28 protein-coding genes and 1 tRNA gene are annotated in these 23,626 nt (G+C 58.3%); 9 read left to right on the top strand and 20 right to left on the bottom strand.

What is annotated here, in order from left to right:
* Positions 1-38: 38 nt before the first annotated feature.
* Both infC and thrS read right to left on the bottom strand, forming a co-directional pair.
* Positions 39-590 carry a translation initiation factor IF-3 gene (gene infC, locus AC07VU_RS25985; RefSeq protein ID WP_169914426.1) on the bottom strand — a complete coding sequence of 184 codons (552 nt, stop codon included), beginning with the start codon at positions 588-590 and terminating at the stop codon, positions 39-41.
* The gene (gene thrS / locus AC07VU_RS25980) at positions 590-2,512 is read right to left on the bottom strand and encodes a threonine--tRNA ligase (RefSeq protein ID WP_495030740.1); all 1,923 of its coding nucleotides are present in this window, start codon (positions 2,510-2,512) and stop codon (positions 590-592) included. The genes infC and thrS overlap by 1 nt, the downstream gene beginning before the upstream one ends.
* Before the next feature lie 386 nt (positions 2,513-2,898).
* Between thrS and AC07VU_RS25975 the strand changes: the two genes are divergently transcribed.
* Positions 2,899-3,198 carry a hypothetical protein gene (locus AC07VU_RS25975; protein ID WP_009043058.1) on the top strand — a complete coding sequence of 100 codons (300 nt, stop codon included), beginning with the start codon at positions 2,899-2,901 and terminating at the stop codon, positions 3,196-3,198.
* A 293-nt stretch (positions 3,199-3,491) separates the two neighbouring features.
* On the top strand, positions 3,492-3,704 hold the full coding sequence (locus AC07VU_RS25970; RefSeq protein WP_003179963.1) for a cold-shock protein: 213 nt from the start codon (positions 3,492-3,494) through the stop codon (positions 3,702-3,704).
* A gap of 73 nt (positions 3,705-3,777) precedes the next feature.
* On the opposite strand, the gene AC07VU_RS25965 is transcribed toward AC07VU_RS25970, so the two are convergent.
* Both AC07VU_RS25965 and AC07VU_RS25960 read right to left on the bottom strand, forming a co-directional pair.
* On the bottom strand, positions 3,778-4,089 hold the full coding sequence (locus tag AC07VU_RS25965; RefSeq protein ID WP_274306136.1) for an I78 family peptidase inhibitor: 312 nt from the start codon (positions 4,087-4,089) through the stop codon (positions 3,778-3,780).
* 161 nt (positions 4,090-4,250) lie between these two features.
* Positions 4,251-4,556: a hypothetical protein gene (locus AC07VU_RS25960; RefSeq protein WP_495030739.1), complete on the bottom strand. Its 306-nt coding sequence runs from the start codon at positions 4,554-4,556 to the stop codon at positions 4,251-4,253.
* A gap of 163 nt (positions 4,557-4,719) precedes the next feature.
* Here AC07VU_RS25960 and AC07VU_RS25955 point away from each other — a divergent pair, with 163 nt between their 5' ends.
* Positions 4,720-4,932, top strand: coding sequence for a hypothetical protein (locus tag AC07VU_RS25955; RefSeq protein WP_007920523.1), 213 nt, complete (start codon positions 4,720-4,722; stop codon positions 4,930-4,932).
* Positions 4,933-4,966: 34 nt separating this feature from the next.
* Here the strand turns inward: AC07VU_RS25955 and AC07VU_RS25950 are convergent, their stop codons facing one another.
* The 8 genes from AC07VU_RS25950 to AC07VU_RS25915 all read right to left on the bottom strand — a co-directional run bounded on the left by AC07VU_RS25950 (position 4,967) and on the right by AC07VU_RS25915 (position 12,637).
* Positions 4,967-5,995, bottom strand: a complete 1,029-nt coding sequence (locus tag AC07VU_RS25950) for a nucleoside hydrolase (RefSeq protein ID WP_007920524.1) — start codon at positions 5,993-5,995, stop codon at positions 4,967-4,969.
* A gap of 40 nt (positions 5,996-6,035) precedes the next feature.
* Positions 6,036-6,440: a D-ribose pyranase gene (gene rbsD / locus AC07VU_RS25945; protein ID WP_007920525.1), complete on the bottom strand. Its 405-nt coding sequence runs from the start codon at positions 6,438-6,440 to the stop codon at positions 6,036-6,038.
* Positions 6,437-7,354 carry a ribokinase gene (gene rbsK / locus AC07VU_RS25940; RefSeq protein WP_274306133.1) on the bottom strand — a complete coding sequence of 306 codons (918 nt, stop codon included), beginning with the start codon at positions 7,352-7,354 and terminating at the stop codon, positions 6,437-6,439. Before rbsK ends, rbsD begins: the two co-directional genes overlap by 4 nt.
* Before the next feature lie 22 nt (positions 7,355-7,376).
* Positions 7,377-8,396: a LacI family DNA-binding transcriptional regulator gene (locus AC07VU_RS25935; protein WP_457276000.1), complete on the bottom strand. Its 1,020-nt coding sequence runs from the start codon at positions 8,394-8,396 to the stop codon at positions 7,377-7,379.
* A gap of 3 nt (positions 8,397-8,399) precedes the next feature.
* A complete protein-coding gene (locus AC07VU_RS25930) occupies positions 8,400-9,377 on the bottom strand; it encodes an ABC transporter permease (RefSeq protein ID WP_053278214.1) in 978 nt (325 codons plus the stop codon).
* Positions 9,374-10,927 (bottom strand): sugar ABC transporter ATP-binding protein, encoded by a 1,554-nt coding sequence (locus AC07VU_RS25925; RefSeq protein ID WP_101337359.1) that lies wholly within the window; start codon positions 10,925-10,927, stop codon positions 9,374-9,376. Before AC07VU_RS25925 ends, AC07VU_RS25930 begins: the two co-directional genes overlap by 4 nt.
* 57 nt (positions 10,928-10,984) lie before the next feature.
* Positions 10,985-11,941, bottom strand: a complete 957-nt coding sequence (locus tag AC07VU_RS25920) for a sugar ABC transporter substrate-binding protein (protein WP_009043052.1) — start codon at positions 11,939-11,941, stop codon at positions 10,985-10,987.
* A gap of 246 nt (positions 11,942-12,187) precedes the next feature.
* Positions 12,188-12,637 (bottom strand): hypothetical protein, encoded by a 450-nt coding sequence (locus AC07VU_RS25915; protein WP_274306131.1) that lies wholly within the window; start codon positions 12,635-12,637, stop codon positions 12,188-12,190.
* Positions 12,638-12,960: 323 nt separating this feature from the next.
* On the opposite strand from AC07VU_RS25915, the gene AC07VU_RS25910 reads away from it, so the two are divergent.
* The 3 genes from AC07VU_RS25910 (at position 12,961) to AC07VU_RS25900 (ending at position 15,215) form a co-directional block, all read left to right on the top strand.
* Complete coding sequence (locus tag AC07VU_RS25910) at positions 12,961-14,049, top strand: asparaginase (RefSeq protein WP_007920539.1); 1,089 nt, start codon at positions 12,961-12,963, stop codon at positions 14,047-14,049.
* A 235-nt stretch (positions 14,050-14,284) separates the two neighbouring features.
* Entirely contained in the window at positions 14,285-14,521 is a 237-nt protein-coding gene (locus AC07VU_RS25905) for a DUF1654 domain-containing protein (protein WP_007920547.1), read from the top strand.
* A 4-nt stretch (positions 14,522-14,525) separates the two neighbouring features.
* Positions 14,526-15,215 (top strand): endonuclease, encoded by a 690-nt coding sequence (locus tag AC07VU_RS25900; protein ID WP_457275999.1) that lies wholly within the window; start codon positions 14,526-14,528, stop codon positions 15,213-15,215.
* A 103-nt stretch (positions 15,216-15,318) separates the two neighbouring features.
* On the opposite strand, the gene AC07VU_RS25895 is transcribed toward AC07VU_RS25900, so the two are convergent.
* Positions 15,319-15,675 (bottom strand): SPOR domain-containing protein, encoded by a 357-nt coding sequence (locus tag AC07VU_RS25895; protein ID WP_101337355.1) that lies wholly within the window; start codon positions 15,673-15,675, stop codon positions 15,319-15,321.
* Between the two features lie 267 nt (positions 15,676-15,942).
* Here AC07VU_RS25895 and csrA point away from each other — a divergent pair, with 267 nt between their 5' ends.
* Positions 15,943-16,137: a carbon storage regulator CsrA gene (gene csrA, locus AC07VU_RS25890; protein ID WP_007920550.1), complete on the top strand. Its 195-nt coding sequence runs from the start codon at positions 15,943-15,945 to the stop codon at positions 16,135-16,137.
* Positions 16,138-16,485: 348 nt separating this feature from the next.
* Positions 16,486-16,734 carry a hypothetical protein gene (locus AC07VU_RS25885; RefSeq protein WP_007920551.1) on the top strand — a complete coding sequence of 83 codons (249 nt, stop codon included), beginning with the start codon at positions 16,486-16,488 and terminating at the stop codon, positions 16,732-16,734.
* A gap of 64 nt (positions 16,735-16,798) precedes the next feature.
* Here AC07VU_RS25885 and AC07VU_RS25880 read toward each other — a convergent pair whose 3' ends face one another.
* From AC07VU_RS25880 to AC07VU_RS25850, 7 genes are all read right to left on the bottom strand, one after another.
* Positions 16,799-17,260: a DUF2214 family protein gene (locus AC07VU_RS25880; RefSeq protein WP_495030738.1), complete on the bottom strand. Its 462-nt coding sequence runs from the start codon at positions 17,258-17,260 to the stop codon at positions 16,799-16,801.
* A gap of 135 nt (positions 17,261-17,395) precedes the next feature.
* The gene (locus tag AC07VU_RS25875; RefSeq protein ID WP_219734950.1) at positions 17,396-18,802 is read right to left on the bottom strand and encodes a carbohydrate-binding protein; all 1,407 of its coding nucleotides are present in this window, start codon (positions 18,800-18,802) and stop codon (positions 17,396-17,398) included.
* Positions 18,803-18,919: 117 nt separating this feature from the next.
* The gene (locus AC07VU_RS25870; RefSeq protein WP_495030737.1) at positions 18,920-19,549 is read right to left on the bottom strand and encodes a lytic polysaccharide monooxygenase auxiliary activity family 9 protein; all 630 of its coding nucleotides are present in this window, start codon (positions 19,547-19,549) and stop codon (positions 18,920-18,922) included.
* Between the two features lie 323 nt (positions 19,550-19,872).
* Entirely contained in the window at positions 19,873-20,223 is a 351-nt protein-coding gene (locus AC07VU_RS25865) for a hypothetical protein (RefSeq protein ID WP_007920558.1), read from the bottom strand.
* A 156-nt stretch (positions 20,224-20,379) separates the two neighbouring features.
* Positions 20,380-20,742: an NUDIX hydrolase gene (locus AC07VU_RS25860; RefSeq protein WP_277588270.1), complete on the bottom strand. Its 363-nt coding sequence runs from the start codon at positions 20,740-20,742 to the stop codon at positions 20,380-20,382.
* 169 nt (positions 20,743-20,911) lie between these two features.
* Positions 20,912-21,379 (bottom strand): DUF3757 domain-containing protein, encoded by a 468-nt coding sequence (locus tag AC07VU_RS25855; RefSeq protein WP_277588269.1) that lies wholly within the window; start codon positions 21,377-21,379, stop codon positions 20,912-20,914.
* 423 nt (positions 21,380-21,802) lie between these two features.
* Positions 21,803-21,879: transfer RNA gene (locus AC07VU_RS25850), tRNA-Val, on the bottom strand.
* 183 nt (positions 21,880-22,062) lie between these two features.
* Between AC07VU_RS25850 and AC07VU_RS25845 the strand changes: the two genes are divergently transcribed.
* The gene (locus AC07VU_RS25845) at positions 22,063-23,346 is read left to right on the top strand and encodes an NAD(P)/FAD-dependent oxidoreductase (protein ID WP_277588268.1); all 1,284 of its coding nucleotides are present in this window, start codon (positions 22,063-22,065) and stop codon (positions 23,344-23,346) included.
* Positions 23,347-23,626 lie beyond the last annotated feature (280 nt).

The following is a 23,626-nucleotide window of genomic DNA, read 5'->3' as shown; positions in this document are numbered from 1 at the left end:
TGATAAACATAATCAGAAGGCCTGCCGTGCCCTGTTGATTACTTCTTCTTTTTCGGGGCGATGACCATGATCAGCTGGCGTCCTTCCATCTTAGGATGCTGTTCGACCGAACCGTACTCTTGCAGGTCAGCTTCAACCCGCTTGAGGAGTTCCATCCCCAGCTCCTGGTGGGCCATCTCACGGCCGCGGAATCGCAAGGATACCTTGGCCCTGTCCCCGTCACTCAGGAAACGTACCAGGTTGCGCAGTTTTACCTGGTAATCCCCTTCCTCCGTCCCTGGACGAAACTTGATTTCTTTTACCTGAATCTGCTTCTGGTTCTTCTTCGCCGCGGCAATCTGCTTCTTCTTCTCGAAGATCGACTTGCCGTAGTCCATCACACGGCAAACCGGCGGGACTGCGTCGGCGGAGATTTCCACCAGATCAAGCTTGGCTTCTTCAGCAATACGAAGCGCTTCATCAATCGAGACGATGCCAATCTGCTCGCCGTCAGCGCCAATTAACCGAACCTCGCGTGCCGAGATATTCTCGTTGATCGGGGCTTTCGGTGCAGCTCGTTTATCTTGTCTCATTTCACGCTTAATAATAATTACTCCGAATCTGGGCGACCACGCCGGGAAACCGCTTGTGCAAGGAACTCCGAGAATTGGGCGACGGGCATCGAGCCCAGGTCAGCACCTTCACGGGTACGCACAGCGACAGTCTGCGTCTCGACTTCCCGATCTCCAATAACCAAGAGATAGGGAACCTTGAGCAAAGTATGCTCGCGGATTTTAAAGCCGATCTTTTCATTTCTCAAGTCAGACTTGGCACGAAATCCGCTTTGGTTGAGGGTTTTTTCCACTTCGAGGGCAAAATCTGCCTGTTTATCAGTGATATTCATCACTACGGCCTGGGTCGGAGCCAGCCACGCAGGGAACGCCCCTTCGTAATGCTCGATCAGAATCCCGACGAAACGCTCGAAGGAGCCGAGGATCGCCCGGTGCAACATCACCGGATGTTTACGGCTGTTATCTTCGGAAACGTATTCGGCACCCAGACGGATCGGCAGGTTGAAATCGAGCTGCAAGGTACCACACTGCCAGACACGACCCAGGCAGTCTTTCAGCGAGAACTCGATTTTCGGACCGTAGAACGCCCCTTCGCCCGGTTGCAGGTCATACGGCAGCCCAGCGCTATCAAGCGCGGCAGCCAAGGCATTTTCAGCGCGATCCCACAGCTCGTCGGAACCCACACGCTTTTCAGGGCGAGTGGAAAGCTTCATTTCGATGTCCTTGAAGCCGAAGTCGGCATAGACATCCATGGTCAGCTTGATGAACGCGGCGGATTCAGCCTGCATCTGCTCTTCGGTGCAGAAGATATGCGCATCGTCCTGGGTGAAGGCACGCACACGCATGATGCCGTGCAATGCACCGGACGGCTCGTTACGGTGGCAGGCACCGAACTCGGCCAGACGCATCGGCAGCTCGCGGTAGCTCTTCAGGCCCTGATTGAATACCTGCACGTGGCACGGGCAGTTCATCGGCTTGATGGCGTAGTCGCGGCTTTCCGACTCGGTGGTGAACATGTTTTCGGCGTAGTTGGCCCAGTGCCCGGATTTCTCCCACAGGCTGCGATCGACCACCTGCGGAGTCTTGATCTCCAGGTAGCCATTGTCGCGTTGCACCTTGCGCATGTACTGCTCGAGCACTTGGTACAGGGTCCAGCCGTTCGGATGCCAGAACACCATGCCCGGCGCTTCTTCCTGGGTATGGAACAGGCCCAAACGCTTGCCGATCTTGCGATGGTCGCGCTTCTCGGCTTCTTCGATACGCTGGATGTAGGCCGCCAGCTGCTTCTTGTCCGCCCAGGCAGTGCCATAGACGCGCTGCAGTTGCTCGTTCTTGGCATCGCCGCGCCAGTAGGCGCCGGACAGCTTGGTCAGTTTGAAGGACTTGAGGAAACGAGTATTCGGCACATGCGGACCACGGCACATGTCGACGTATTCTTCGTGGAAGTACAGGCCCATGGCCTGTTCGTTCGGCATGTCCTCGACCAGGCGCAGCTTGTAGTCTTCGCCGCGAGCCTTGAACACTTCAATCACTTCGGCGCGCGGAGTGACCTTCTTGATGACGTCGTAATCTTTCTCGATCAGCTGCTGCATGCGCCGCTCGATGGCCGCCAGGTCGTCCGGGGTGAAAGGACGCTCGTAGGCGATATCGTAATAGAAGCCTTCATCGATCACCGGACCGATAACCATCTTCGCTGTCGGATACAGCTGCTTGACTGCGTGGCCAACCAGGTGAGCGCAAGAGTGGCGAATGATTTCCAGCCCCTCTTCATCCTTTGGCGTGATGATTTGCAGGGTCGCGTCGCTGTCGATCAGATCGCAGGCGTCGACCAGTTTGCCATTGACCTTGCCGGCTACGGTGGCCTTGGCCAGACCTGCACCAATGGATGCGGCGACCTCGGCTACGGAAACCAGATGATCGAATGAACGTTGACTGCCGTCGGGAAGAGTAATAGTGGGCATGGCGCCTCCTCTCCTAGTGGTGACCCCTACCAAAGGTCACGTGGGTTGGGATGAGCCAGTACGCGGTTCGATCCAGGCCGTTCGTGACGAACGCCTGCCTCACAGTGGCAGGAGCCTTGCGGCCAACCGGTAAAACGAACCAGAGTGACTGGAGTTCAAATCAGAAAAAAATAGAGGCATAGACCGCAGTGGGATTGAAACTCGCCCAGAGCTTGAAAACACCCAAGCCGGGCATGCTAGCACAGATGAACGGTCATCGCGCCGTACTTCCCACCGGGACCAGCGTATCCGCGCTTTCTTTCGAGAAAGTGAACTTGGTGTGTACGCAAGGCCTCAAATACACCGAGAATCGCCATTCTTGTACCAATCCCAGGAGAGCTCGACTCATGCGCCTCACCCAACTATTCGCCCTTGCCGCCCCTTTCGCCCTGCTGCTGCCACTGAGCGCTCAGGCCGCCTGGCCAGCCGGGGTACGTGCCGAATACATGAAGGATTGCACGGCTGCCGCCAGCCAGAGCGTTGATGTGAAAAGTGCAGAAAAGCACTGCGCCTGTGGTGCGGACAAGCTCAATGAGAAATTCACTACAGACGAAATCAAACAGCTCATGAGCAAGCAGACTCAACCGGATCCGGCGCTGAGAACCAAGGCCCTGGACGCTATTGCCGCTTGCCGGGTGGTGAAATAAGTCTTTAATGCGCGAGAGACGGCCCTGTTTCAGGCTCGATGCGATCTGAAAACCGGCCTTTTTTCACAATTTACGCAGCTTTTACGGCTTTTTTTATCACCGAATATTTTCAGCGAAAGCCCCTTAAACCGGGGCCTTCAGCTGATCGGAGCAACAAAACGGACTCAACCACCTGGGAATCGGCACGTCCGGGGGGCTCCCAAGTCGAACATTTCGACTATGATAGCCCGGTGTGCCCAGTTGGCCTGAGCAGCACAGTACTACTGAAAATATATGTTTCTTGGAGATACACCATGTCTAATCGCCAAACCGGCACCGTAAAATGGTTCAACGATGAAAAAGGCTTCGGCTTCATCACTCCTCAAGGTGGCGGTGACGACCTGTTCGTACACTTCAAAGCTATTGAAAGCGACGGTTTCAAAAGCCTGAAAGAAGGCCAGACCGTTTCCTTCGTGGCTGAGAAAGGCCAAAAGGGTATGCAAGCTGCACAAGTTCGTCCTGAGTAATTTCTCAGCGAGCTGAAAAAACCCCGTCCATGTGACGGGGTTTTTTATGCACGGTGCAAAAGCGCTGACGCTATCAGCCGCAGTTGACCCGAGTGACCACCAGGTTGTTATCGGTGTTGAGGTTCAGCCGATCGGAACGGTATTCCAGGGTGATCATGTCATTCGGCTTGAGAATACGGGCATTCTGCGCACCTGCGCGAGTACGCGCCTGCTCCAGCAGCTCAGGCGAAGCTTTTTTGCCAATGGCGAATTCGGCCGCCTTAGCCTCACAGCGGCTATGGCCGCTCTCGGTAACTACCGGATCCTTATCCGGCGAAGAAGTGCTGCATCCCGTCAAAACGACTGCAGCCAACAAGGTACCGAATGACGCGAGCTTCCAAGGCATGAAGCCTCCTTTTCAAAAATAAGCAGAGATAGTGCGACAACCGCTCTGACTATTGGTTTCACAAACGGACTGGCCAATGGCCTCTTGGCCAGGCAGCGGGCAAGTCTGCATCAGGTACGGCCACGTTTTCATGCAGCAATCGTGACCGGATATGAACAGCCTCAGTAAATATCGATGTAATCGAATGGTGGCTTCGGCCAGTTCTGTTTCAACGCGTTAAAAATCTGCGTCACCCAGACCTCATCGCTGGCCGCTACCCGCCCGACATAACCGGAACCGGCGGCCCAGGTCTCCAGCCTGAACAGCAGGCCGTCGATGTCCACGCCACCGACCACGCCCGACGAGATATAGGCAATGCCCGCCTTGGTCACTCGCAGCTGGGTATGCACATCGTCACTGGCCGACGCCAGCAACTGGCGCACCGCCTCGAAGGTCAAGGCATCAGGGTTGTTCAAATCGATCTGCACACTGGCACCCCTTGAAAACAGACAATGACCAAGTGTCGCACAGCCCTCCCCTCATGCCTAAGTCGGAGTGCGAAAATCCCGCCAAGGTGTTTAACTCTACAAAACCGGAAGCCCTCGACAAGCGCCTGTCCGGCCCTATCCTTTCCGAGCTCGCGAGACTTCCATGGCCACCGTGACGATCGACGCCGACATCAAAGCCAAATGGCCCGAAGGCCACTGCTCCTACAGCCCCGGCAGCCCCGAAGAGCTGGCGATCATCGGCATCGACTTACTGATCAGGGAGCTGGGCACCGAAGCGGCCCAGACATTCATCGAGCAGATATTCGAGAAGTATCCCGGCGAGCACTCGGGCACGCCGGATACAGAGAAGGCGTAACGCCCGACAGGCTGGCACCTGCCGGGAATATCACTTATTTCAGGCGAGCCAGACGCTCGGTCAGCAGATCGAAGAAACCCTGGGCATCGCCATTCTCCACCCAGAACACGTTCTTCTCCTGCTTCAGGCCGTCGTACCAATCGACGATGGTCTGACCGAAGGTCGGCCCTTCACGGCTGTCGATCACCATGTTGGCCTGGCGCCCGCTGAACAGTTCGGGCTTGAGCAGGTAGGCAACGACAGTCGCGTCATGCACCGGACCACCCGGGATGCCGTAGTGCTCCATGTCACCCTTGACGTATTCGTTGAGGATATCGCCCACCACCTTGCTGGCATTGTTGTTCAAGGCCGCGATTTTCTGCAGGCGCGCATCGCTGGTCAGCACCTTGTGGGTAACGTCCAGCGGCAGGTAAGTCAGCTTCACGCCGCTCTTGAGCACCACCTCGGCGGCCTGCGGGTCGGCGAACAGATTGAACTCCGCCACCGGGGTGATATTGCCGCCGTTAAAATGCGCCCCACCCATGACCACCACTTCCTTGATGCCTTGAGTGATATCCGGTGCCTGGATCAGCGCCAGCGCCAGGTTGGTCTGCGGCCCCAGCATGGCGATGGTGATGCTGTGGGGCTTGGCGGCGCGCAGGGTGTCGATCAGATAATTGATCGCACTGCCCTCGGCCAGGCCCTTTTTCGGCTCATGCACCGTGACCCCGGAAATGCCTTCCTTACCGTGAATATTCTCGGCATAGATCGGCGTGCGCAGCAGCGGCTTAGGCGCGCCGGCGTACACCGGCACCTCTTCGCGCCCCGCCCATTCACGGGCCAGGCGCGCATTGCGCGAGGTCTTGTCCAGGCGCACGTTGCCGGCCACCGTGGTCAGCGCGCGGATCTGCAGTTCTTCCGGCGACGCCAGGGCGAACAGCAACGCAACCACATCATCGGCACCCGGATCGGTATCGATGATCAGATCGATTTTTTCTGCCGCATGGGCGCTGGTAGCAGTGAACAGGGACACGAGCAGAACACTCCGGATCAGGTGTTTCAGTAGCTGAGCATAGCGGTGCATGGCGCACTCCTTTGCGTGGTTGAACAGGGAGAGGCAACGCTCAGAACGTCACCCCGGCAATCAAAGCGATGTTGCAATAAGGCTGACACTCCCCCGTGCGAACGATTGCCCGCGCCTGGCGGCTGAGCACCTTGAACTCACCGTGGCTCAACAGCTTGCGCGCGCCCAGCGCCCCCTCGGCACTCAACGCCTCGAGCGCTTGCAGGGTCGGGGATTGTCGATCCAGGATCTCCTGCGCCAGCACATGGCCTTCCACCTGCATCTCGCACAGCACCACCTGCAAGGTGCTGAGGAAATCCGGAATACCCTGGGTCAAGGCCAGGTCGATCAATTCGACGCCCGGCGGTACAGGCAGGCCGGCATCGCCGATGACCACGATATCGCCGTGCCCCAGGGAGGCAATCAGTCGCGACAGGGCGACATTGAGCAAGGGTGTTTTTTTCATGCCGGAGAGAACGCCTGTACGTCGGACAACGTGGGAATGGAAGGTTGCGCACCTGGGCGGGTCACCGACAGCGCTGCCGCGACCTGACCGAAACGAATCGCCTCGGCCTCGCTCTTGCCGGCGGCCAGGGCGGCGGCAAAACCACCGACGAAGGTATCGCCGGCGGCCGTGGTGTCGACCGCCTTGACCTTGGGCGCCGGAAAATGCTCGAAGCTCGTGCCATTGGCGAACAGCGAGCCCTGGGCGCCGAGCGTGATGATGACCTTGCCGGCCCCGGCGGCGATCAAGCGGGCGGCCGCGGCTTCGGCGCTCGCCAGGGAATCCACCGGCAAGCCGCTGAGGGCCGCGGCCTCGCTTTCGTTGGGAATCAGATAGTCGATGGACGCGTACCAGTCCGCTGGCAACGGGCCACTGGCCGGTGCAGGGTTGAGGATCACTGTCTTGCCCAGTTCACGGCCACGCTTGAGGCTATGCCCCACGGTGGGCAGCGGCACTTCGAGCTGGCAGATGATCACGTCGGCCGCCTGCAGCACCTTGTCGAAGCCGCTGACCACTTCTGGCGTGAGCCGACCATTGCCACCGGCCACGATCACGATCGCGTTCTGACTGCTGTCGTCCACCACGATCAAGGCGACTCCACTGGAGCCGGCGACAGCGGTGACGGCCTGGCAATCGATCCGTTCAGCGAGCAACGCCGAGCGCAATTGCTCGCCGTAGGCATCATCACCGACGCAGCCGATCATCGATACCTGGGCACCCAGGCGGGCCGCCGCCACCGCCTGGTTCGCCCCCTTGCCACCGGAAACCGTGGCGAACGACTGGCCGATCAGAGTTTCACCGGCACGCGGCAGCCGCTCGGCCCGGGTGACCAGGTCCATATTGAGGCTGCCTACTACCACTACTTTTGCTGGCATACATCGATACTCACAATTCGATTCAACGGTACTCGGCGAATGCGCCGGCCACAGGCGCCGTCGACTCGCGCAGGACAATGCTTGGGGTGACGATACGCTGGTTGGTCGGCAATCCAGGGGTGGCAATGCGGCGCAACAACAGCTCCGCCGCCTGCTCGCCCAGTTGCAGGATCGACTGGCCAACTGTAGTCAGCGCCGGATACACATAACGGCTCATCTGGATGTCGTCGAAGCCGATCACCGACAGTTCGCTCGGCACCCGGATATTGCGCTCCGCCGCCGCACGCAGCACACCGATGCCCATCATGTCGTTGCCGGCGAAGATCGCGCTGGGCCGGTTGCGCTCCAACAGCTGGGCCGCAGCGTGATAACCGCCGGTACTGGTGAAGTCGCTCTGCAGGATGCGCTGCGCAGGCACCTCCACGCCGGCTTCGCGCAACGCCCGCTGGAACCCCGCCAGACGCAATTGCGCCACGCTGGTGTAGTCCGGGCCGCCGATGCAGGCGATATCGCGATGGCCCAACTCGAGCAGATGACGGGTCGCCAGATACGCACCGTATTCGTGGTCGATACGCACCAGGTCCGCATCCACCCCTTCCAGCCCGCGGTCGACGATCACCATCGGCGTGCGCACGGCGGCCAGGCCCTTGGCCAGCCCGCCGTCGCCACCGGCCGAGGTCACGATCAGGCCGTCGATGCGTTTTTCCAATAGCACCCGTAGGTAGCTGCGCTGTTTTTCCGGGTCGTCGTCGGAGTTGCAGAGAATCACGCAGTAGCCGTTGCGCTCGCAATAATCCTCGATCCCTCGGGCCAGCTCGGCGAAATACGGGTTGAGGCTGTTGGGCACCAACAGGCCGATGGTCGCCGTGGTCTTGGCCTTCAGCGAGCGCGCCACGGCGCTGGGCACGTAGTCGAGCTGCTGGATCGCCGCCTCGACCTTGATCCGCACTTCCTCGCTGACCGGACGCGTCTTGTTCAGCACGTGGGAAACCGTGGTGTAGGAAATCCCTGCGAGCGCCGCCACATCTTTGATCGTTGCCATGACTCAGCTCCGCCGGCTTGCGCGTTGGCTGCGATAAGTATCCAGTACCACCGCAATCACGATGACCGCGCCGGTGATGATGCGTTTGGTCGGCTCGGTCGCGCCGATCTGCGCCAGCCCCGCGGCCAGCACCGAGATAATCAATACGCCGAAAAAGGTGCTGATCACCGACCCGCGCCCGCCCATCAGACTGGTGCCGCCAATCACCACGGCCGCGATAACTTGTAGCTCCAGGCCGGAACCGGCATTCGGGTCCGCAGCCTCCAGGCGGGAAATCTGGAACAGCGCGGCGATGCCCGCCAGCAGCCCCATCAGGCTGAACACCAGGATCTTGTAGGGTTTTGGGTTGATGCCCGCCAGCCGCACCGCTTCCTCGTTGGTGCCGATGCCGATCAGGTAACGGCCGAACACAGTGCGCGTCAGCACTGCCTGGGCGATGAAGATGATCAGCAAGGCAATGATGAACGATGGCGAGATACCGAAGGCGATCGGGTTCGACAACCAGGCGAAGGCATCACCGATATAGGCGGTGCGCGAGCCGGTCATCTGGTAAGCCACGCCACGGGCCATTTCCAGCACACCGAGGGAGACGATGAACGAAGGAATACGCCAGGCGACAGTGATCGAACCGGTGATGGTTCCGGCCAATGCCGCGCAACCCATGCCCAGCAATGCCGCCGGAACCACGCTCCAGCCCCAGCCGAGAATCGCCACGCTGACGGTGGAGGCCGCCAGGGCCAGCACCGAGCCGACGGACAAATCGATGCCGCCGATGATCAGGACAAAGGTCATCCCCACCGCCAGCACCATCAGGTCCGGGATCTGGTTGGCCAGGGTGCTGAAGGTGTCATAGGAAAGAAAGTGGCTGCTCAGTGTCGAGAACAGCGCAATCATTGCCAGCAAGGCACCGGCCAGCCCCAGGTAGGTACCCAGGCCGTAATAGTTGCCGCCACGTTTGCCGGCCGAAGATGCAGTTGTCATGGAAGATCCCTAGGCGCCGCTTCGTTGAGCAACGCATCACGTTTTTGATAGCCGGCGAAAGCGGCGGCAAGCAGTTCATCCTGGGTCCAGCTGTCGCGCTCGAAGGTATCGATCAGGCGCCCGGCGGACAGCACGCCAATGCGATCGCAGATCAGCATCAGCTCCCGCAGGTCGCTGGAGACCACCACCAGCGCCTTGCCCTGGCGGGTCAGTTCGCCAAGCAGGCCATAAATATCGAACTTGGCGCCGACATCGATGCCCCGGGTCGGCTCGTCGAACAGCAGCACCGCGCAATCGCGCTCCAGCCAGCGGCCGATGACCACCTTCTGCTGATTGCCCCCGGACAGTTCGGACACCAGTTGCGCTGGCCCCGAACTGCGAATGCGCATGGCATCGATCTGCCGCTGCGCCAATGCCGATTCGTCACGACCATTGACCAGGCCGCCACTGGAGATCTCCGGCATGTTGCCCAGGGCGATATTGGCGCTGATGGATTGCGTCAGCAGCAGGCCTTCACCCTTGCGGTCCTCGGTGATCAGGGCAATGCCGTGGGCCACTGCATCGACCGGTGAACGGATATTCGCCACCTGCGCCGGATAACCCAGGGCCACCGTGCCGCTGTCAGCCTTGTCGGCGCCGAAGATCAGTCGCAACAGTTCGGTGCGCCCTGCCCCGATCAACCCGGAAATACCGAATATCTCGCCGCTGCGCACCTCGAAAGACACGTCCAGAACCTTGTCGGAACGACTCAGGCCGCTGACCGTCAGAGCCGGCGCGCCAATCTTGCGCGGGCCGAGATCGATGTGTTCGCCCAGCTCGCGCCCTACCATCAGGTTGACCAGTTGCTCGCTGTTGTAATTGGCCATCGGCTCGACACAGACCAGGCAACCGTCGCGCAGCACCGCAATGCGCTGCGCGACCCGGGCCAGCTCTTCCAGGCGATGGGAGATATAGATGATGGCGACGCCACGGGCCTGTAGACGAGTGATCTGTTCGAAGAGCAACTCGACTTCGCGAGCCGTGAGCATCGCGGTCGGCTCGTCGAGGATCAGCACATGGCAGTCGCCGATCAGGTTGCGCGCGATCTCCACCATCTGCTGGTGGCCAATCCCCAGTTCGCCGACCAGGGTATCGGGGTCGATCGCCTCCAGGCCGACCTGGGCCATGGCTTCGATCGCAGCCTTGCGCAACTGCTTGCGACTGATCCAGCCGCCGAGGCTGGGCAGGTTATCGAGGAACAGGTTCTCGGCCACCGACAGCGTCGGCAACAGGTTGAGTTCCTGCATGACCATGCGGATGCCCAGCTCTTCGGCCTGGGTGCGACTGCCGGGACGGTAAGCCTGACCGTTGAAGCGCATCTCGCCGGTGGTCGGGGTCACCAGGCCACCAATGATTTTCGACAGGGTGCTTTTGCCCGCGCCGTTTTCCCCGGTCAGCGCCAGCACTTCCCCACGCATCAGCGTCAGGTCGATGCCGGTCAATACCGGTTGCGCATAGGTCTTGCCGATACCGCTGACCGAAAGGACAGCGTTCACAGCGGAAACTGACATAAGAAACTCTCCATGCGCCCGCCTGTTCAGGCGGGCGCCGTTGCGCCGCCAGAAAGATTACTGGGTGACCAGCTCAACCGGAGTTTCGATCACGCCATTGGCGCCACCGTCCACCTTCTCGCCCTTGAGGATCTTCAGCGCCGTCTCGATACCGAAGACCGCCTGCTTGGCGGCGAACTGGTCGGCGGTCGCCAGCACGCGACCGTCCTTGAGCATCGGCTTGATGGCATTGATGTTGTCGTAGCCGACCACCTTGACCTTACCGGCCTTGCCCGCCGCGCGCACCGCCGAGACGGCACCGACGGCCATGCTGTCGTTGCCGGCCAGCAGCGCCTTGAGGTTCGGGTATTCGCTGAGCATGGCGGCGGCGACGCGGTTGCCGGCATCGATTTCCCAGTCGCCGGATTGCAGCGAGACCACCTTGATCTGCGCGGCCTCCATCGCATCCTTGAAGCCTGCGGTGCGCTGCTGGGCGTTGGTGGTGGTCGACACGCCTTCGATGATGCCGACTTCGTCCCCGGCCTTCAGGTCCTTGGCCAGGTACTCGCCCACCAGGCGCGCGCCCTTGCGGTTGTCGGGGCCGACAAAAGGCACGCTGATGTTTTTGCTTTTGAGTACGGCCGGATCCAGCTGGTTGTCGATGTTGATCACGGTGATACCGGCGTCCACCGCCTTCTTGATCACCGGCACCATGGCCTTGGAGTCCGCCGGGGCGATCACCAGCGCGTTGACCTTGGAAACGATCATCTGCTCGACGATACGGATCTGGTTGGCGGTGTCGGTTTCATCCTTGATGCCGTTGGAAACCAGGTCGAAATCGGCGGCATGGTCTTTTTGATAAGCCTTGGCGCCGTCTTCCATGGTGAGGAAAAATTCGTTGGCCAGGGATTTCATGACCAGGGCGACCTTGGGTTTTTCCGGGGTCTCGGCGAATGCCGAAGAAAGGGGAAGCGTAGCGGATGCGGCAGCCAGAACAGCGACAGCGAGAAGACGTCCAGCGAATGGCAGCTTCATGGATTCACTCCGATCTTATGATTATTGTGAGCAACGCTTGCGCCGGAGTACGCTCGACAACCTTCAGACCCCGATTAACGCGGCTTGAAGCGAACCTGAGAGGTGTATGACTTTTATCGCCCAGGGCCTGCGCAAACGTTTGCGTAAAACCAACTATGCGAACCCTGCCGCTATTTGTCAACGGGGAAGCCAAGCCCATGAGCCGCCCGGAACGCCAGGACAGGCGCCTCGTACGACATCACACAATCATGCGGTGGTACTGACCAGCGTGCCTGACGAAGCGTCCTTGCTCAGTTCCTTGACCAGCTTCCCCACCACTTCCTGCAACGCACCGCTGGTATCGGCGAGCTGGCCTTGAATCGCCATCACCACGGTCGCCTTGGCTTCAGGGGTCGGGTAGCTCGCCGCCTGGGCAGCAGCCAACTGCTGCTGTTGCTCCTGCAATTGGGCCTGCAGTTCTTTCATGCGCTTGAGCAGCATTTTCACCACCAGGCTTTGATTGTCCCCTTCAGAGCCTTGGGTCTCTGCCTTCTCGGCCTCGGAAGCGGATGCCACTCGCAGCTTGCCCTCTTCATCGATCCCCAGGGCTTGCGCAGCGCTATCGGCGGCGCCCTGGCTCAGAGCCTCGATAGTGGCCGGTGATTTACCGTTGATGGTGATGGCCCCGGCAGCGGGAAAACCGACAGAAATAGACATGTGAGCTCCATAAAGAAACGATCCTTGAAGGGCATCGGCTGCAAGGGCCTTCTCTTTAATTCAGCCTTTTCCTCAGGCTAACCAGAACTGTCGGACAACCGAACGTAAATCTTCCGAGCATTCGGAAAACCGGACAACGAAACGGCCACCGAATCCGATAACTAAAAATAAATTGATATAAATCATTAAGTTAAAAGAGTTTTGCGACCAAAGTCCGGCTGGTACAGATCCTGCTGTTCCCTTTCGCCCGCGGCATTCAGATCTGTCTCGGGTGTATCTAGATGAACCTGCACCAGCACCGTCTCACTACTAGAGAGAAAATAATGAAATCTGCTTTCAACACCCTTGTTCCGGGCGCTTTGGCCCTCCTCTTGCTCCTTCCGACTGCATTGCAGGCCAAGGAAGTCGAAACCAAACAGAAGCTGGCCAACGTGGTCGTGCTCGCTACCGGCGGCACCATTGCCGGCGCTGGCGCCAGTGCCGCCAACAGCGCCACCTACCAAGCCGCAAAAGTCGGCATCGAGCAGCTGATCGCCGGGATCCCCGAGCTGAGCCAGGTCGCCAATGTGCGCGGCGAACAGGTCATGCAGATCGCCTCTGAAAGCATCACCAACGAAAACCTGCTGCAACTGGGCCGCCGCGTCGCCGAACTGGCCGACAGCAAGGACGTCGACGGCATCGTCATCACCCACGGTACCGACACCCTGGAAGAAACCGCGTACTTCCTGAACCTGGTGGAAAAGACCGACAAGCCCATCGTAGTGGTCGGATCCATGCGTCCGGGCACCGCCATGTCCGCCGACGGCATGCTCAACCTGTACAACGCCGTCGCCGTCGCCGGCAGCAAGGAAGCCCATGGCAAGGGCGTGCTGGTCACCATGAACGACGAGATCCAGTCGGGTCGCGACGTCAGCAAAATGATCAATATCAAGACCGAAGCCTTCAAGAGCCCATGGGGCCCGCTGGGCATGGTGGTGGAAGGCAAATCCTACTGGTTCCGCCTGCCGGCCAAGCGTCACACCCTGGATTCGGAATTCGACATCAAGACCATCAAGAGCCTGCCTGACGTCGAAATCGCCTATGGCTACGGCAACGTCAGCGACACCGCCTACAAGGCCCTGGCCCAGTCCGGCGCCAAAGCCATCATCCATGCCGGTACCGGCAATGGCTCGGTGTCTTCCCGCGTAGTGCCGGCCCTGCAGGAGCTGCGCAAGAATGGCGTACAGATCATTCGTTCGTCCCACGTCAATGCCGGCGGCTTCGTACTGCGCAACGCGGAACAGCCTGACGACAAATACGACTGGGTCGTGGCCAACGACCTGAACCCGCAGAAAGCCCGCATCCTGGCCATGGTCGCTCTGACCAAGACCCAGGACAGCAAGGAACTGCAGCGGATGTTCTGGGAATACTGATTGGCCCGCCCGACCTGTTCTGGTCGGGCACCGCTCTACCCCGCACTCGCCCGCACTGGGCGAGTGCTCCGCCCCGGTTGGCCTGCCCTCTTCTTTATCCCGCAGATAAAAAACTCAATCGTTTTGCAGCAATCCGCGGATATCGCTGTCAGAAGAACCTCTTGAATTTTAAGCGGTTGCGAAATTTCCTACAGTAAAATACTGTACGCGCATACAGCTTAATAAGGAATGTTCCGTGCCCGCCGCAGCACCACCAAGCTCTTATGAACGCCTCGGTTTGCGCGTTCAGAAAATCATCAATTCGCCCAACGCACAAAAAGCCAAGGCCGCCCTGATCTTCCGTCAGCCCGACGAAGCGGTCGACGAGTGGGAGCGCCTGCTCGAAGAAATCGCCGAAAACGACAACGTCACCCTCGCCTATCGCGATGACGGCGGTGTGCAGATTTTCTGGGTTGTGCCGAAGGAAGACTGAGTCGATGATTGCCCGCTGTTTTGCTGTACTGCTGTTTTGCGTTGCCCTGAATGCCCACGCCGATGCGCCCCGTACCTTCAACGAAGCGAAGAAAATCGCCTGGAAGCTGTACGCCCCGCAATCCACCGAGTTCTACTGTGGCTGCAAGTACAGCGGCAATCGGGTCAACCTCGCCGCCTGCGGCTATGTCCCCCGCAAGAACGCTAATCGCGCCGTGCGCATCGAATGGGAGCACATCGTTCCCGCCTGGCAGATCGGCCATCAGCGTCAATGCTGGCAGCAAGGCGGACGCAAGAACTGCACGCGCCACGACCCGATTTATCAACGTGCCGAAGCCGACCTGCACAACCTGGTACCGAGCATCGGCGAGGTCAATGGCGACCGTAACAACTTCAGCTTCGGCTGGCTGCCGGCGCGGTCCGGCCAGTACGGTTCGTGCCTGACTCAGGTCGACTTCAAGGCCAAGAAGGTCATGCCGCGCCCATCCATTCGCGGCATGATCGCCCGGACCTACTTCTATATGAGCAAGCAGTACAACCTGCGCCTGTCGAAACAGGATCGTCAGTTGTACGAAGCCTGGAACAAAACCTATCCGGTACAACCCTGGGAGCGCCAGCGCAATCAGAGCGTGGCTTGTGTGATGGGGCGTGGCAACGAGTTCGTCGGCCCGGTCAACCTGAAGGCCTGCGGCTGATATCCGTCCGGGTTGCCGATAAACGTCCGGGGCATGGACAGCCCCCTCAAGGATGATTGAGCGCCGGCAAGACCGGCCTTGACCCGGCACCCAAAAGAACGGCTTATTGCGCGACGCGGTGCTCGATTACCTGCGGCTCGATATTGCGCTTCTTGGCCTTGGTCAGCTTCTCGACCAGCTCGGCTTTCTTGGCTTCGGCTTCGGCCTGGGAATCGAACGGGCCGATCAGCACCCGATCCTTGCCATCTTCGACGACGACATAGGAAATGATCCCGTGTTCGATCAGCCAGCCGGCCAGATCGCTCGTCGCCTGAGGCAGGGTGCCGGCGACCAGCACATCCCATTGCGGCGTCGTGGCGGTCTGCGGCGGCTGTGCCTGGACAACCGGCGCCACCTTCTTGTCCACCTCGGCATGCTTGCCTTCACCGCATCCCGCCAATGCCAGGACCGCCATCATCATCGCTACTGTGCGCACAACCTACCCCTTGAAAGTCTGAGGCGGCGATTTTAGCACCCCAATCCCCTGCACAAACGCCACAAAATCAGCGCAAAACAAGGAGAATGATATTTATCGCCTCTGTATAGTTGCACCTCGGGAATTAATACAGCGTCTGCGCGTCAGAAAGAGGCACCCACACAGTGGTACTTCGCAGTAATCTATACGCACTACTACCGACATCTGCACTGTCTGAATCAGGTGCCCTACTAAGCAATCAAGGAGAAGATCATGCTGATACTCACCCGCAAGGTCGGTGAAAGCATAAATATCGGTGACGACATCACGATCACCATTCTGGGCGTTAGCGGCCAGCAAGTCCGGATCGGCATCAATGCCCCGAAAGACGTCGCAGTCCATCGCGAAGAAATCTACCAACGGATCCAAGCCGGCCTCACCGCCCCGGACAAACGCGAAACACCTTGAGCGCCATGAGCGGCCAGCCCTTTGTCTCATCACAATGGCTGGCGCAGCGTCATCGTTGATTGATTCCCCGCAGCATCCTCCCCCTCTTCAAATGGCAGCGGCGCAGTTCAGGCCGCCAGCGCCAGCCCTGGCAAAAGTGCACTACCCAAGCCCTTCACTGATAGCGCTCCATCCCGGCAATCTGTCGATACGACTCGGCCGGGAGAAAGCCCTTCCTCGTTTTTGTATAAATACTCAGTAGCGTGGCAATGAGCAGGAGGAGTAATTTCAAGACCTACCGCCTCCGCGAACCCGCCGAGGCTCCCCCCCTTGCCATCGGCAGATGCTTTACGAACAAGGAGCGGTCATATGCAAGAGTTCGCTTACCTTCTGATCACCAACGACCTGAATGCGATGCGGACCATTGCCGCCTGCTCGACGGAGGGGCTCTACGAAGTCAAACGCGGAATATTCACCTTCCGCTCCGAGGCCAACGTCGACTACCTGCACCGCGTGCTGGCTATCGTCAGCGACGAGTTCGGCATCATTCCCGTGCAGCAGGCCGAGTTCAAAACCAACCGGGCCACCATCAGCAAGGCTTTCAGCCAACTCTGCTAGAGCGCGCGGTGCTCGATGACGCGCAACAGCCCGCAGCGAGCCCAAGCACACGCGACTCCTCACCTCATGACTGGCCGAACATGACCCCACGTGCCATGCCACTGGCCGCCACTACTATCAACACAATCAGCAGCGCCTGCAGGTGGCTGATGCGCGCAAACAGCGTGGCGCGACCGGTATCGATCGACGCCCCGCGCCCCAGGGCGATTCGCCATTTGATCAGCACAACCATTGGCCATATTTCGAGCAACAGGATGATGACGAACAAGGTCATCTTGATGTGAAACAGCGGCTGGTGCAGGTAGTAATCCGTGCCTTTTTCGTAACCAGCAAAGGCGCGCAGCAAGCCGGTGATCAACAACACCGCGGCGGCCAGCCCCCAGCCATTGTCGGCCAGCAGAGCCCGGCGCACGTCCGCCCCCTCGGTGAGCACACGGCGCAACGCTGTACCGCGATTGAGCACCGCCGCAAAGGCGACAGCAAAGGCCAACAGGTGTACGGCCGCGAGAAACCAGTGCATGAGCATCGCTCCACTCTCCATTGACGGATGACAAAAAACGGCCTGTGAGTATTAGCCCATAACCCGCAGCTTTGCCTTGCCCGATACCCAATAAAAAAGGCGCCCGTCATCGGGGCGCCTCTGCACTGCTCCTAGCCGCGCTCACGCACGACGCTGAACCGCCACCTTGGCCCAAAGGGTGAAGGCGACATCCGGAGTCCAGCCGGCATTCGAGGTGTGCTCTTGAAAGCACAGATACAGATTGCCCTGATAAGTCACACCATCATCTTTGCGATAGTGATGATTCAACTGCCATTCCGGGTATTGCGGGTCAGGCACCCCGCCAGCGGTCTTGATGTTCAGGCTGGTACTGGGCAGCGACTGATTACCCTGGGCGTCCGTGGCGCTGACAAAGTAGCTGTACAGCGTATCGGTTTTCAGCCCCTCGTCCTTCAAGGTCAGCGAGGCCGTCTGGGCCACCGGCTTGCCATCGCGAAACAGGGTGTAGAACTCGATCGGACGAACACCGTGGGCAGCACTCCAGCTCAAGGTCACACTGTTCTCTGTCTGCGCGGGAGAAAACAGGTTGCCCGGCGCCGAAGGTCGCTCCTCGCCGCTGCCACCATGGATCAGCGGCGCATAACGATCACGGAACTCCCAGTTGTAACGGACGCCGTACTTGTTGAGGCCGTCATCCCAATTGACCGACCAGGTCATCAGGCCCTTGATCGACAATCCGGCACGATCCAGACGCTTGAAGGCATTGCTCACCGCCGCTGGGTCAATGACATACCCGGTCGCGGCCGCATCGACGTTGGCCGGCAGACCGATCACGAACTTGTCGGCAGGGATGGCGATATAGCCACGCGTACCGGTGACCAGGCTCTCGGTCAGATAAAACAGAAAGTCTTCCTTCAGCGCGTCATTGTTCTGGGCAATCCAGGCACCCTGCCCGCCGTTGGCTTCCTGGACCCACAGACCGTCGCCGCCCTGGTTGTAGTATTGCGGCGCGATGAAATCGTAGTAGCCATCCAGCGCCTGGATATAACCGACGTATTTGCCGCCGGTGGCGAGGTAGGGAAACTCCGGCGCCATGCTGATGATGAAGTGCTTGCCCTCGCCTGCGTAGTGATCCTTCACCAGCTTGAGCGCCGCCGGCAGCACGATCTTGTTGTCGGCAAAATCGATGGCGCTTTGCTCGAGGTCAATGTCTAGCCCGTCGAAACCATAGGTTTCCACCAGACGGATGATTTCGTGGGCCAGCGCTTGCTCGTTGCCTTTGTGCAACTCGATATGAGCGTCCGCACCACCAAGGGAAATCAACACTGCCCGCCCCTGGCTGTTGAGCACGCCAACCTGACGCCGGAACTCCTCGTCCGACAGGTTGTAGGGCTTGAAGGTGGGAATGCCGTTGCCCTTCATGAAGGCTACCGCCACCACGTTGTATTCCCTGGGTACATCCACCAGGTCGAGGTTGGCGAACTGCCCCTGCTGGTAGCCATCACTGGGGCCTGCCGGCCAGTTGTGCCAGAAGCCCATGAGGATCTTCTTGCCTGCGATCGACGGCATCAACGATGCCGAATCATTCGCCTGAGTCTTTACCGCTGCAAAGTTGATCTTGTTCACGTTCTAATCCTTCAGAACCATTTAAAGAGAATGACAACTTCTGCTGTTATTCAAAGTCGACTATTTGAAGTCGACGTCGAACGCCTGATAGAACGCATTGCCAGTGTTGGCGACAATCCACGCCAGAACAATCACGTGATGGCCTTTCTTGTTCTTGGGCAGTGTCACTTGATGTTCGACCTTGGCCTTCATTTCATCGCCGTGCTGGTCATACGGAACTTGTGTGTAGAAGTCCTCGAAGAAAGCCTGCGGCTCCAGTTGCGCACGACTGATACGCTGTCTCGGGTCCCAGCCATCTTTGGTGATGAACCAGCTGTAACCGCGGGTCACATGAGGAGCGGTGTACTCCCACTTGACCTGAAACACCTGCCCCGGATCGACGTTGAGCAACGGCCAGGAGAACGAACGCCCAAGCTTCCTCGACATTTCTTCATTGGTGAAGTTGAGGCAGTCACGCTCGTCGGTCTTGCCGCCGCTGAGGATATGCCCATCAGCCGGTGGCACAACGCTGGCGACGTCGCTCTCGTATGGTTTCTGAAAAGGTCCGCCCACCAGGGCCGGGAAATTTTTACCGCCTTCCATCTCATTGACCTGCCAGGTGCCGAGCAGCCCCAGCTCGACGGCGACAGCACCACGGCTGGAGGGGGATACGACACGCCCGTGTTTCGGTTGAACTAATGGTTTATTCATTATTTTTCACTCCTTTGATTAAATGAATCTCCTTCTTGAGGAGAACTTTTAAACTAGTCCAAATCAGTGTTTTGTCTACTGATCCCCGCATACAAAATGTCGAGCAAATTGTTGCACCTCAACAAAGCCGGAACATCAACCAATAATTACAGCACAAACCTACAGAGAGAAAGGCAAATAACTTACACAGGCCAATAAATAAATATTCAACTAGCCTCTTGTTAACCAACCCTTCAGGAAAAACAATGGAGATCTTCAATAAACCATAAACCCGGCAAGAGCCGGGTTCATGATCTGTTTACTGGATAACGTTCAAAAAGGAATTACAGGCAAGTCGCCAATGCGGCCAGTCTACGCTTGGCGACCCAGTTGTCCTGGACCGCGTAATAATTGACGGTGGTACCCGAAGCCTGCCCCCGAATATCGGCAAAGGACTCCGCCGAACGGGTATAGACCGTGTATCCACCCACCTTGGCAGACTCCAGATAGGCCGACGCATCCACACCGAACACAGCTTCGTCCTGCCAGGCAAACTGCACACACTGCGCCACGATTTGCTCCGCCTTGGCCGACGAGAGCACCTTGTAGGGGCTCTTCGAACGCGCCTCATTCATCGCCGAGCCGGCACATCCCGCCAGCAACGCCACGACCATTACCGCCATCAACACCCGCATCACACTACCTCGCCGTAAAAACGCGACTGTATCACTCACATGCCAAGCCATTGGCATTCGGCTGCGAGAAAACCGCTCGCAGGCCATTTCGCGCACTGGCCGAAAAAACAAAAACCCGCGCAAGGCGGGCTTCTTCATGAATCGATAACACCTCGGTTAAAGGCGGCGTAAAAACGAGCTCACAATACTCTTGGTGGCGGCCGTTGCATCCAGCTCACGGGCAGCCCCATAGGTATGCCAAGCGATGGCCGCAATTTCATTCAAGGGCCGGGCATCCTCGGCATTGGCCACGGCAACCTCGAATACGTGATGTCGTACATTGCCGGCGTCGAACTCCAGGATGTAAAGAGGCTCACTGGCATCCAGCCCTGTCTCCTCACGCAACTCACGTATCGCGGCAGCAGCGAGAGACTCCCCAGGCTCGACCTTGCCGCCCGGTAAAGACCATTTTGCGCGATCCTTGCGGACAAAAAGAATTTGCCCTCCATGCGCACAAATCACCGTCGCTCTACTCTTCATACCTGCACCCTACCCGACCACTTCCTGCCCGCATTGCGCAGGGAACGTGCATACAGACCGAAAACCGACTTAAAAGTGTCATAAAATTGTCATTAAATACATAAGCATTAAGGATGCCAAAAAGACAACGGTATAGCCTGGAACAAAACCCATCCATACAGACAGACATTCACTTCAAATAAAAACTGCATGCATCTCTATAGGTATCCGTGCATTCCAGGATTGTTGATGAGGAGAAGTCTCGAGACTCTTTCCATGACAACGAGTTTCCAATCCACATGACCTGCTTGTAATGACCGCCGAGATCAAGATGCATATTCAAATATCGGCCACCGGAGGTCACATAGATACAGCTATTTATAAAACCAACTTTATCGACACCTTGGTGAGTCAATACAAAATAGCTTTTCTCGAAGTTGGTAACAGCTTCCATGGCACCGTCAACCAGCACACCTACCCATTCAGCACCCTCACTTTTAGCTGGCGCGCTAAAAACACCCATCATGCCCTTGATATCTCGCGGCGAAGGACATGATTCCTGATCACCCGGCCAATCAGGGATATTGAGGTAATTGCTAGCATGCACGAATGTAAATAGCTGCGAACACAGCAACATCCAACCCAACAATCTAGACACGCTCCATTCCTTCGTAAATATCAGAAGGAAGGTTCTATCAACTAGAACAACTTTAGAATGTAGGACGATTCCTAAAATATTAGATTTTTCTCTTAAGACCAGCAGTCTCTACATCGAAGCGCCCGCTCTTGGTGGTCAGTTGCAAAGGGCAGTCACAACGACGCCCCTGACTAAAGCGTGCTATCCACCTGGACCAGGCCAACCTCCAACGCCGCGAAGATCGCCAGCTTGAAGTCATCGGTGGACCTTGAAAGAACACTATCAGGAAGGGCACGCCGAAAAAGGAGATCGTGTACCTGGAGGCAGGTGCCGACTTGGCCTTTTGAGTGGCGGCTTTGCAAAGGTTTTGAAAACCGCGGACAACAAAAAAGGGCCCACCTTTCGGTGGGCCCTTCCAGACCGCCCAGCAGAGCGGATTTTGTTTGGTAGGCGCGATTGGACTCGAACCAACGACCCCCACCATGTCAAGGTGGTGCTCTAACCAACTGAGCTACGTGCCTGCTGTGAGGCGGCATTCTACGGAATTCCGGAGGGGTGTCAACACCTTTTTTGCAGCTAACCCTCTGAATATGCGAATTTTTATTTTTTGAGCCTGCCAACAAGATTTTTCGATGGCTGGTAGGCGTTTTTCAACTCAGGTAGGATCCACGCAATCGTCAAGAATATTAAACAGAGGTTGCAGGATGGCGAACACACCTTACCCACAGTCGTATTACGCGGCGTCAGCCAACGCTGCTCCAGCCCGCCCGCTGCTGCAAGATGATGTGGAAACCGATGTCTGCGTGATCGGTGCCGGCTACACCGGCCTTTCCAGCGCCCTGTTCCTGCTTGAGAATGGCTTTAAAGTCACCGTCCTGGAAGCGGCCAAGGTTGGCTTCGGCGCCTCCGGGCGTAACGGTGGACAGATCGTCAATAGCTATAGCCGCGACATTGATGTGATTGAACGCAGTGTCGGCCCCAAGCAAGCTCAACTGCTTGGCCAGATGGCCTTCGAAGGCGGCAGGATCATCCGTGAGCGGATCGCCAAGTATCAAATCCAGTGCGACCTGAAAGATGGCGGAGTGTTCGCCGCCATCACCAGCAAGCAGATGGGTCACCTGGAGTCGCAGAAGCGCCTGTGGGAGCGCTACGGCCACACCCAGCTGGAATTGCTGGATCAGCGCCGCATTCGCGAAGTCGTCGCTTGTGACCTGTACCAGGGCGGCATGCTCGACATGAGCGGCGGGCATATCCACCCACTCAATCTGGCACTGGGTGAAGCGGCAGCCGTGGAATCCCTGGGCGGTGTTATCTACGAGCAATCCCCGGCGGTACGCATCGAACGCGGTGCCAATCCGGTGATACATACCCCACAAGGCAAGGTCAGGGCCAAGTTTGTCATAGTCGCGGGCAACGCCTACCTGGGCAACCTGGTGCCGGAACTGGCCGCCAAATCGATGCCATGCGGCACCCAGGTCATCACCACAGAACCCTTGAGCGATGAGCTAGCAAAAAGTCTGCTTCCCCAGGACTACTGCGTCGAGGACTGCAACTATCTGCTGGATTACTACCGTCTTTCCGCCGACAAGCGCCTTATCTTCGGCGGCGGCGTGGTGTATGGCGCTCGCGACCCGGCGAATATCGAAGCAATCATCCGACCGAAGATGCTCAAGGCCTTCCCGCAACTCAAGGATGTGAAGATCGGCTACGCCTGGACCGGCAACTTTCTGCTGACCCTGTCGCGCCTGCCACAAGTCGGACGCCTGGGGGACAACATCTATTACTCCCAGGGCTGCAGCGGCCATGGCGTCACCTACACCCACCTGGCCGGCAAGGTACTGGCAGAGGCCCTGCGCGGCCAGGCAGAGCGTTTTGACGCCTTTGCCGAGCTACCGCACTACCCCTTCCCTGGCGGCCAGCTGTTGCGCACCCCATTTACTGCAATGGGCGCCTGGTATTACAGCCTGCGGGACAAGCTGGGGTTCTGATAACCTGCCCCTCTGCAAATAAAAAACCGCCCATAAGGCGGTTTTTTATTTACAGAAAGGCAATATCGACTGCCTGAGCAGCATCGAAAAAGCCGGATTCCGAAAACAAAAAACCCCGGTCTTTCGACCGGGGTCTTTGCTATCGATCCGAAGAGCTTGCAGCTTCTTCGTCACTTGAAGGCGTTCAGCGTTCCTTCAAGTAGATATGGCGCAGCGGACGGGACTCGAACCCGCGACCCCCGGCGTGACAGGCCGGTATTCTAACCGACTGAACTACCGC

This window comes from Pseudomonas sp. GW821-FHT02B10, from assembly GCF_059421865.1.
Note: the sequence above shows the minus strand (reverse complement) of the source record. Positions and strands in the feature narration are given on the sequence as shown.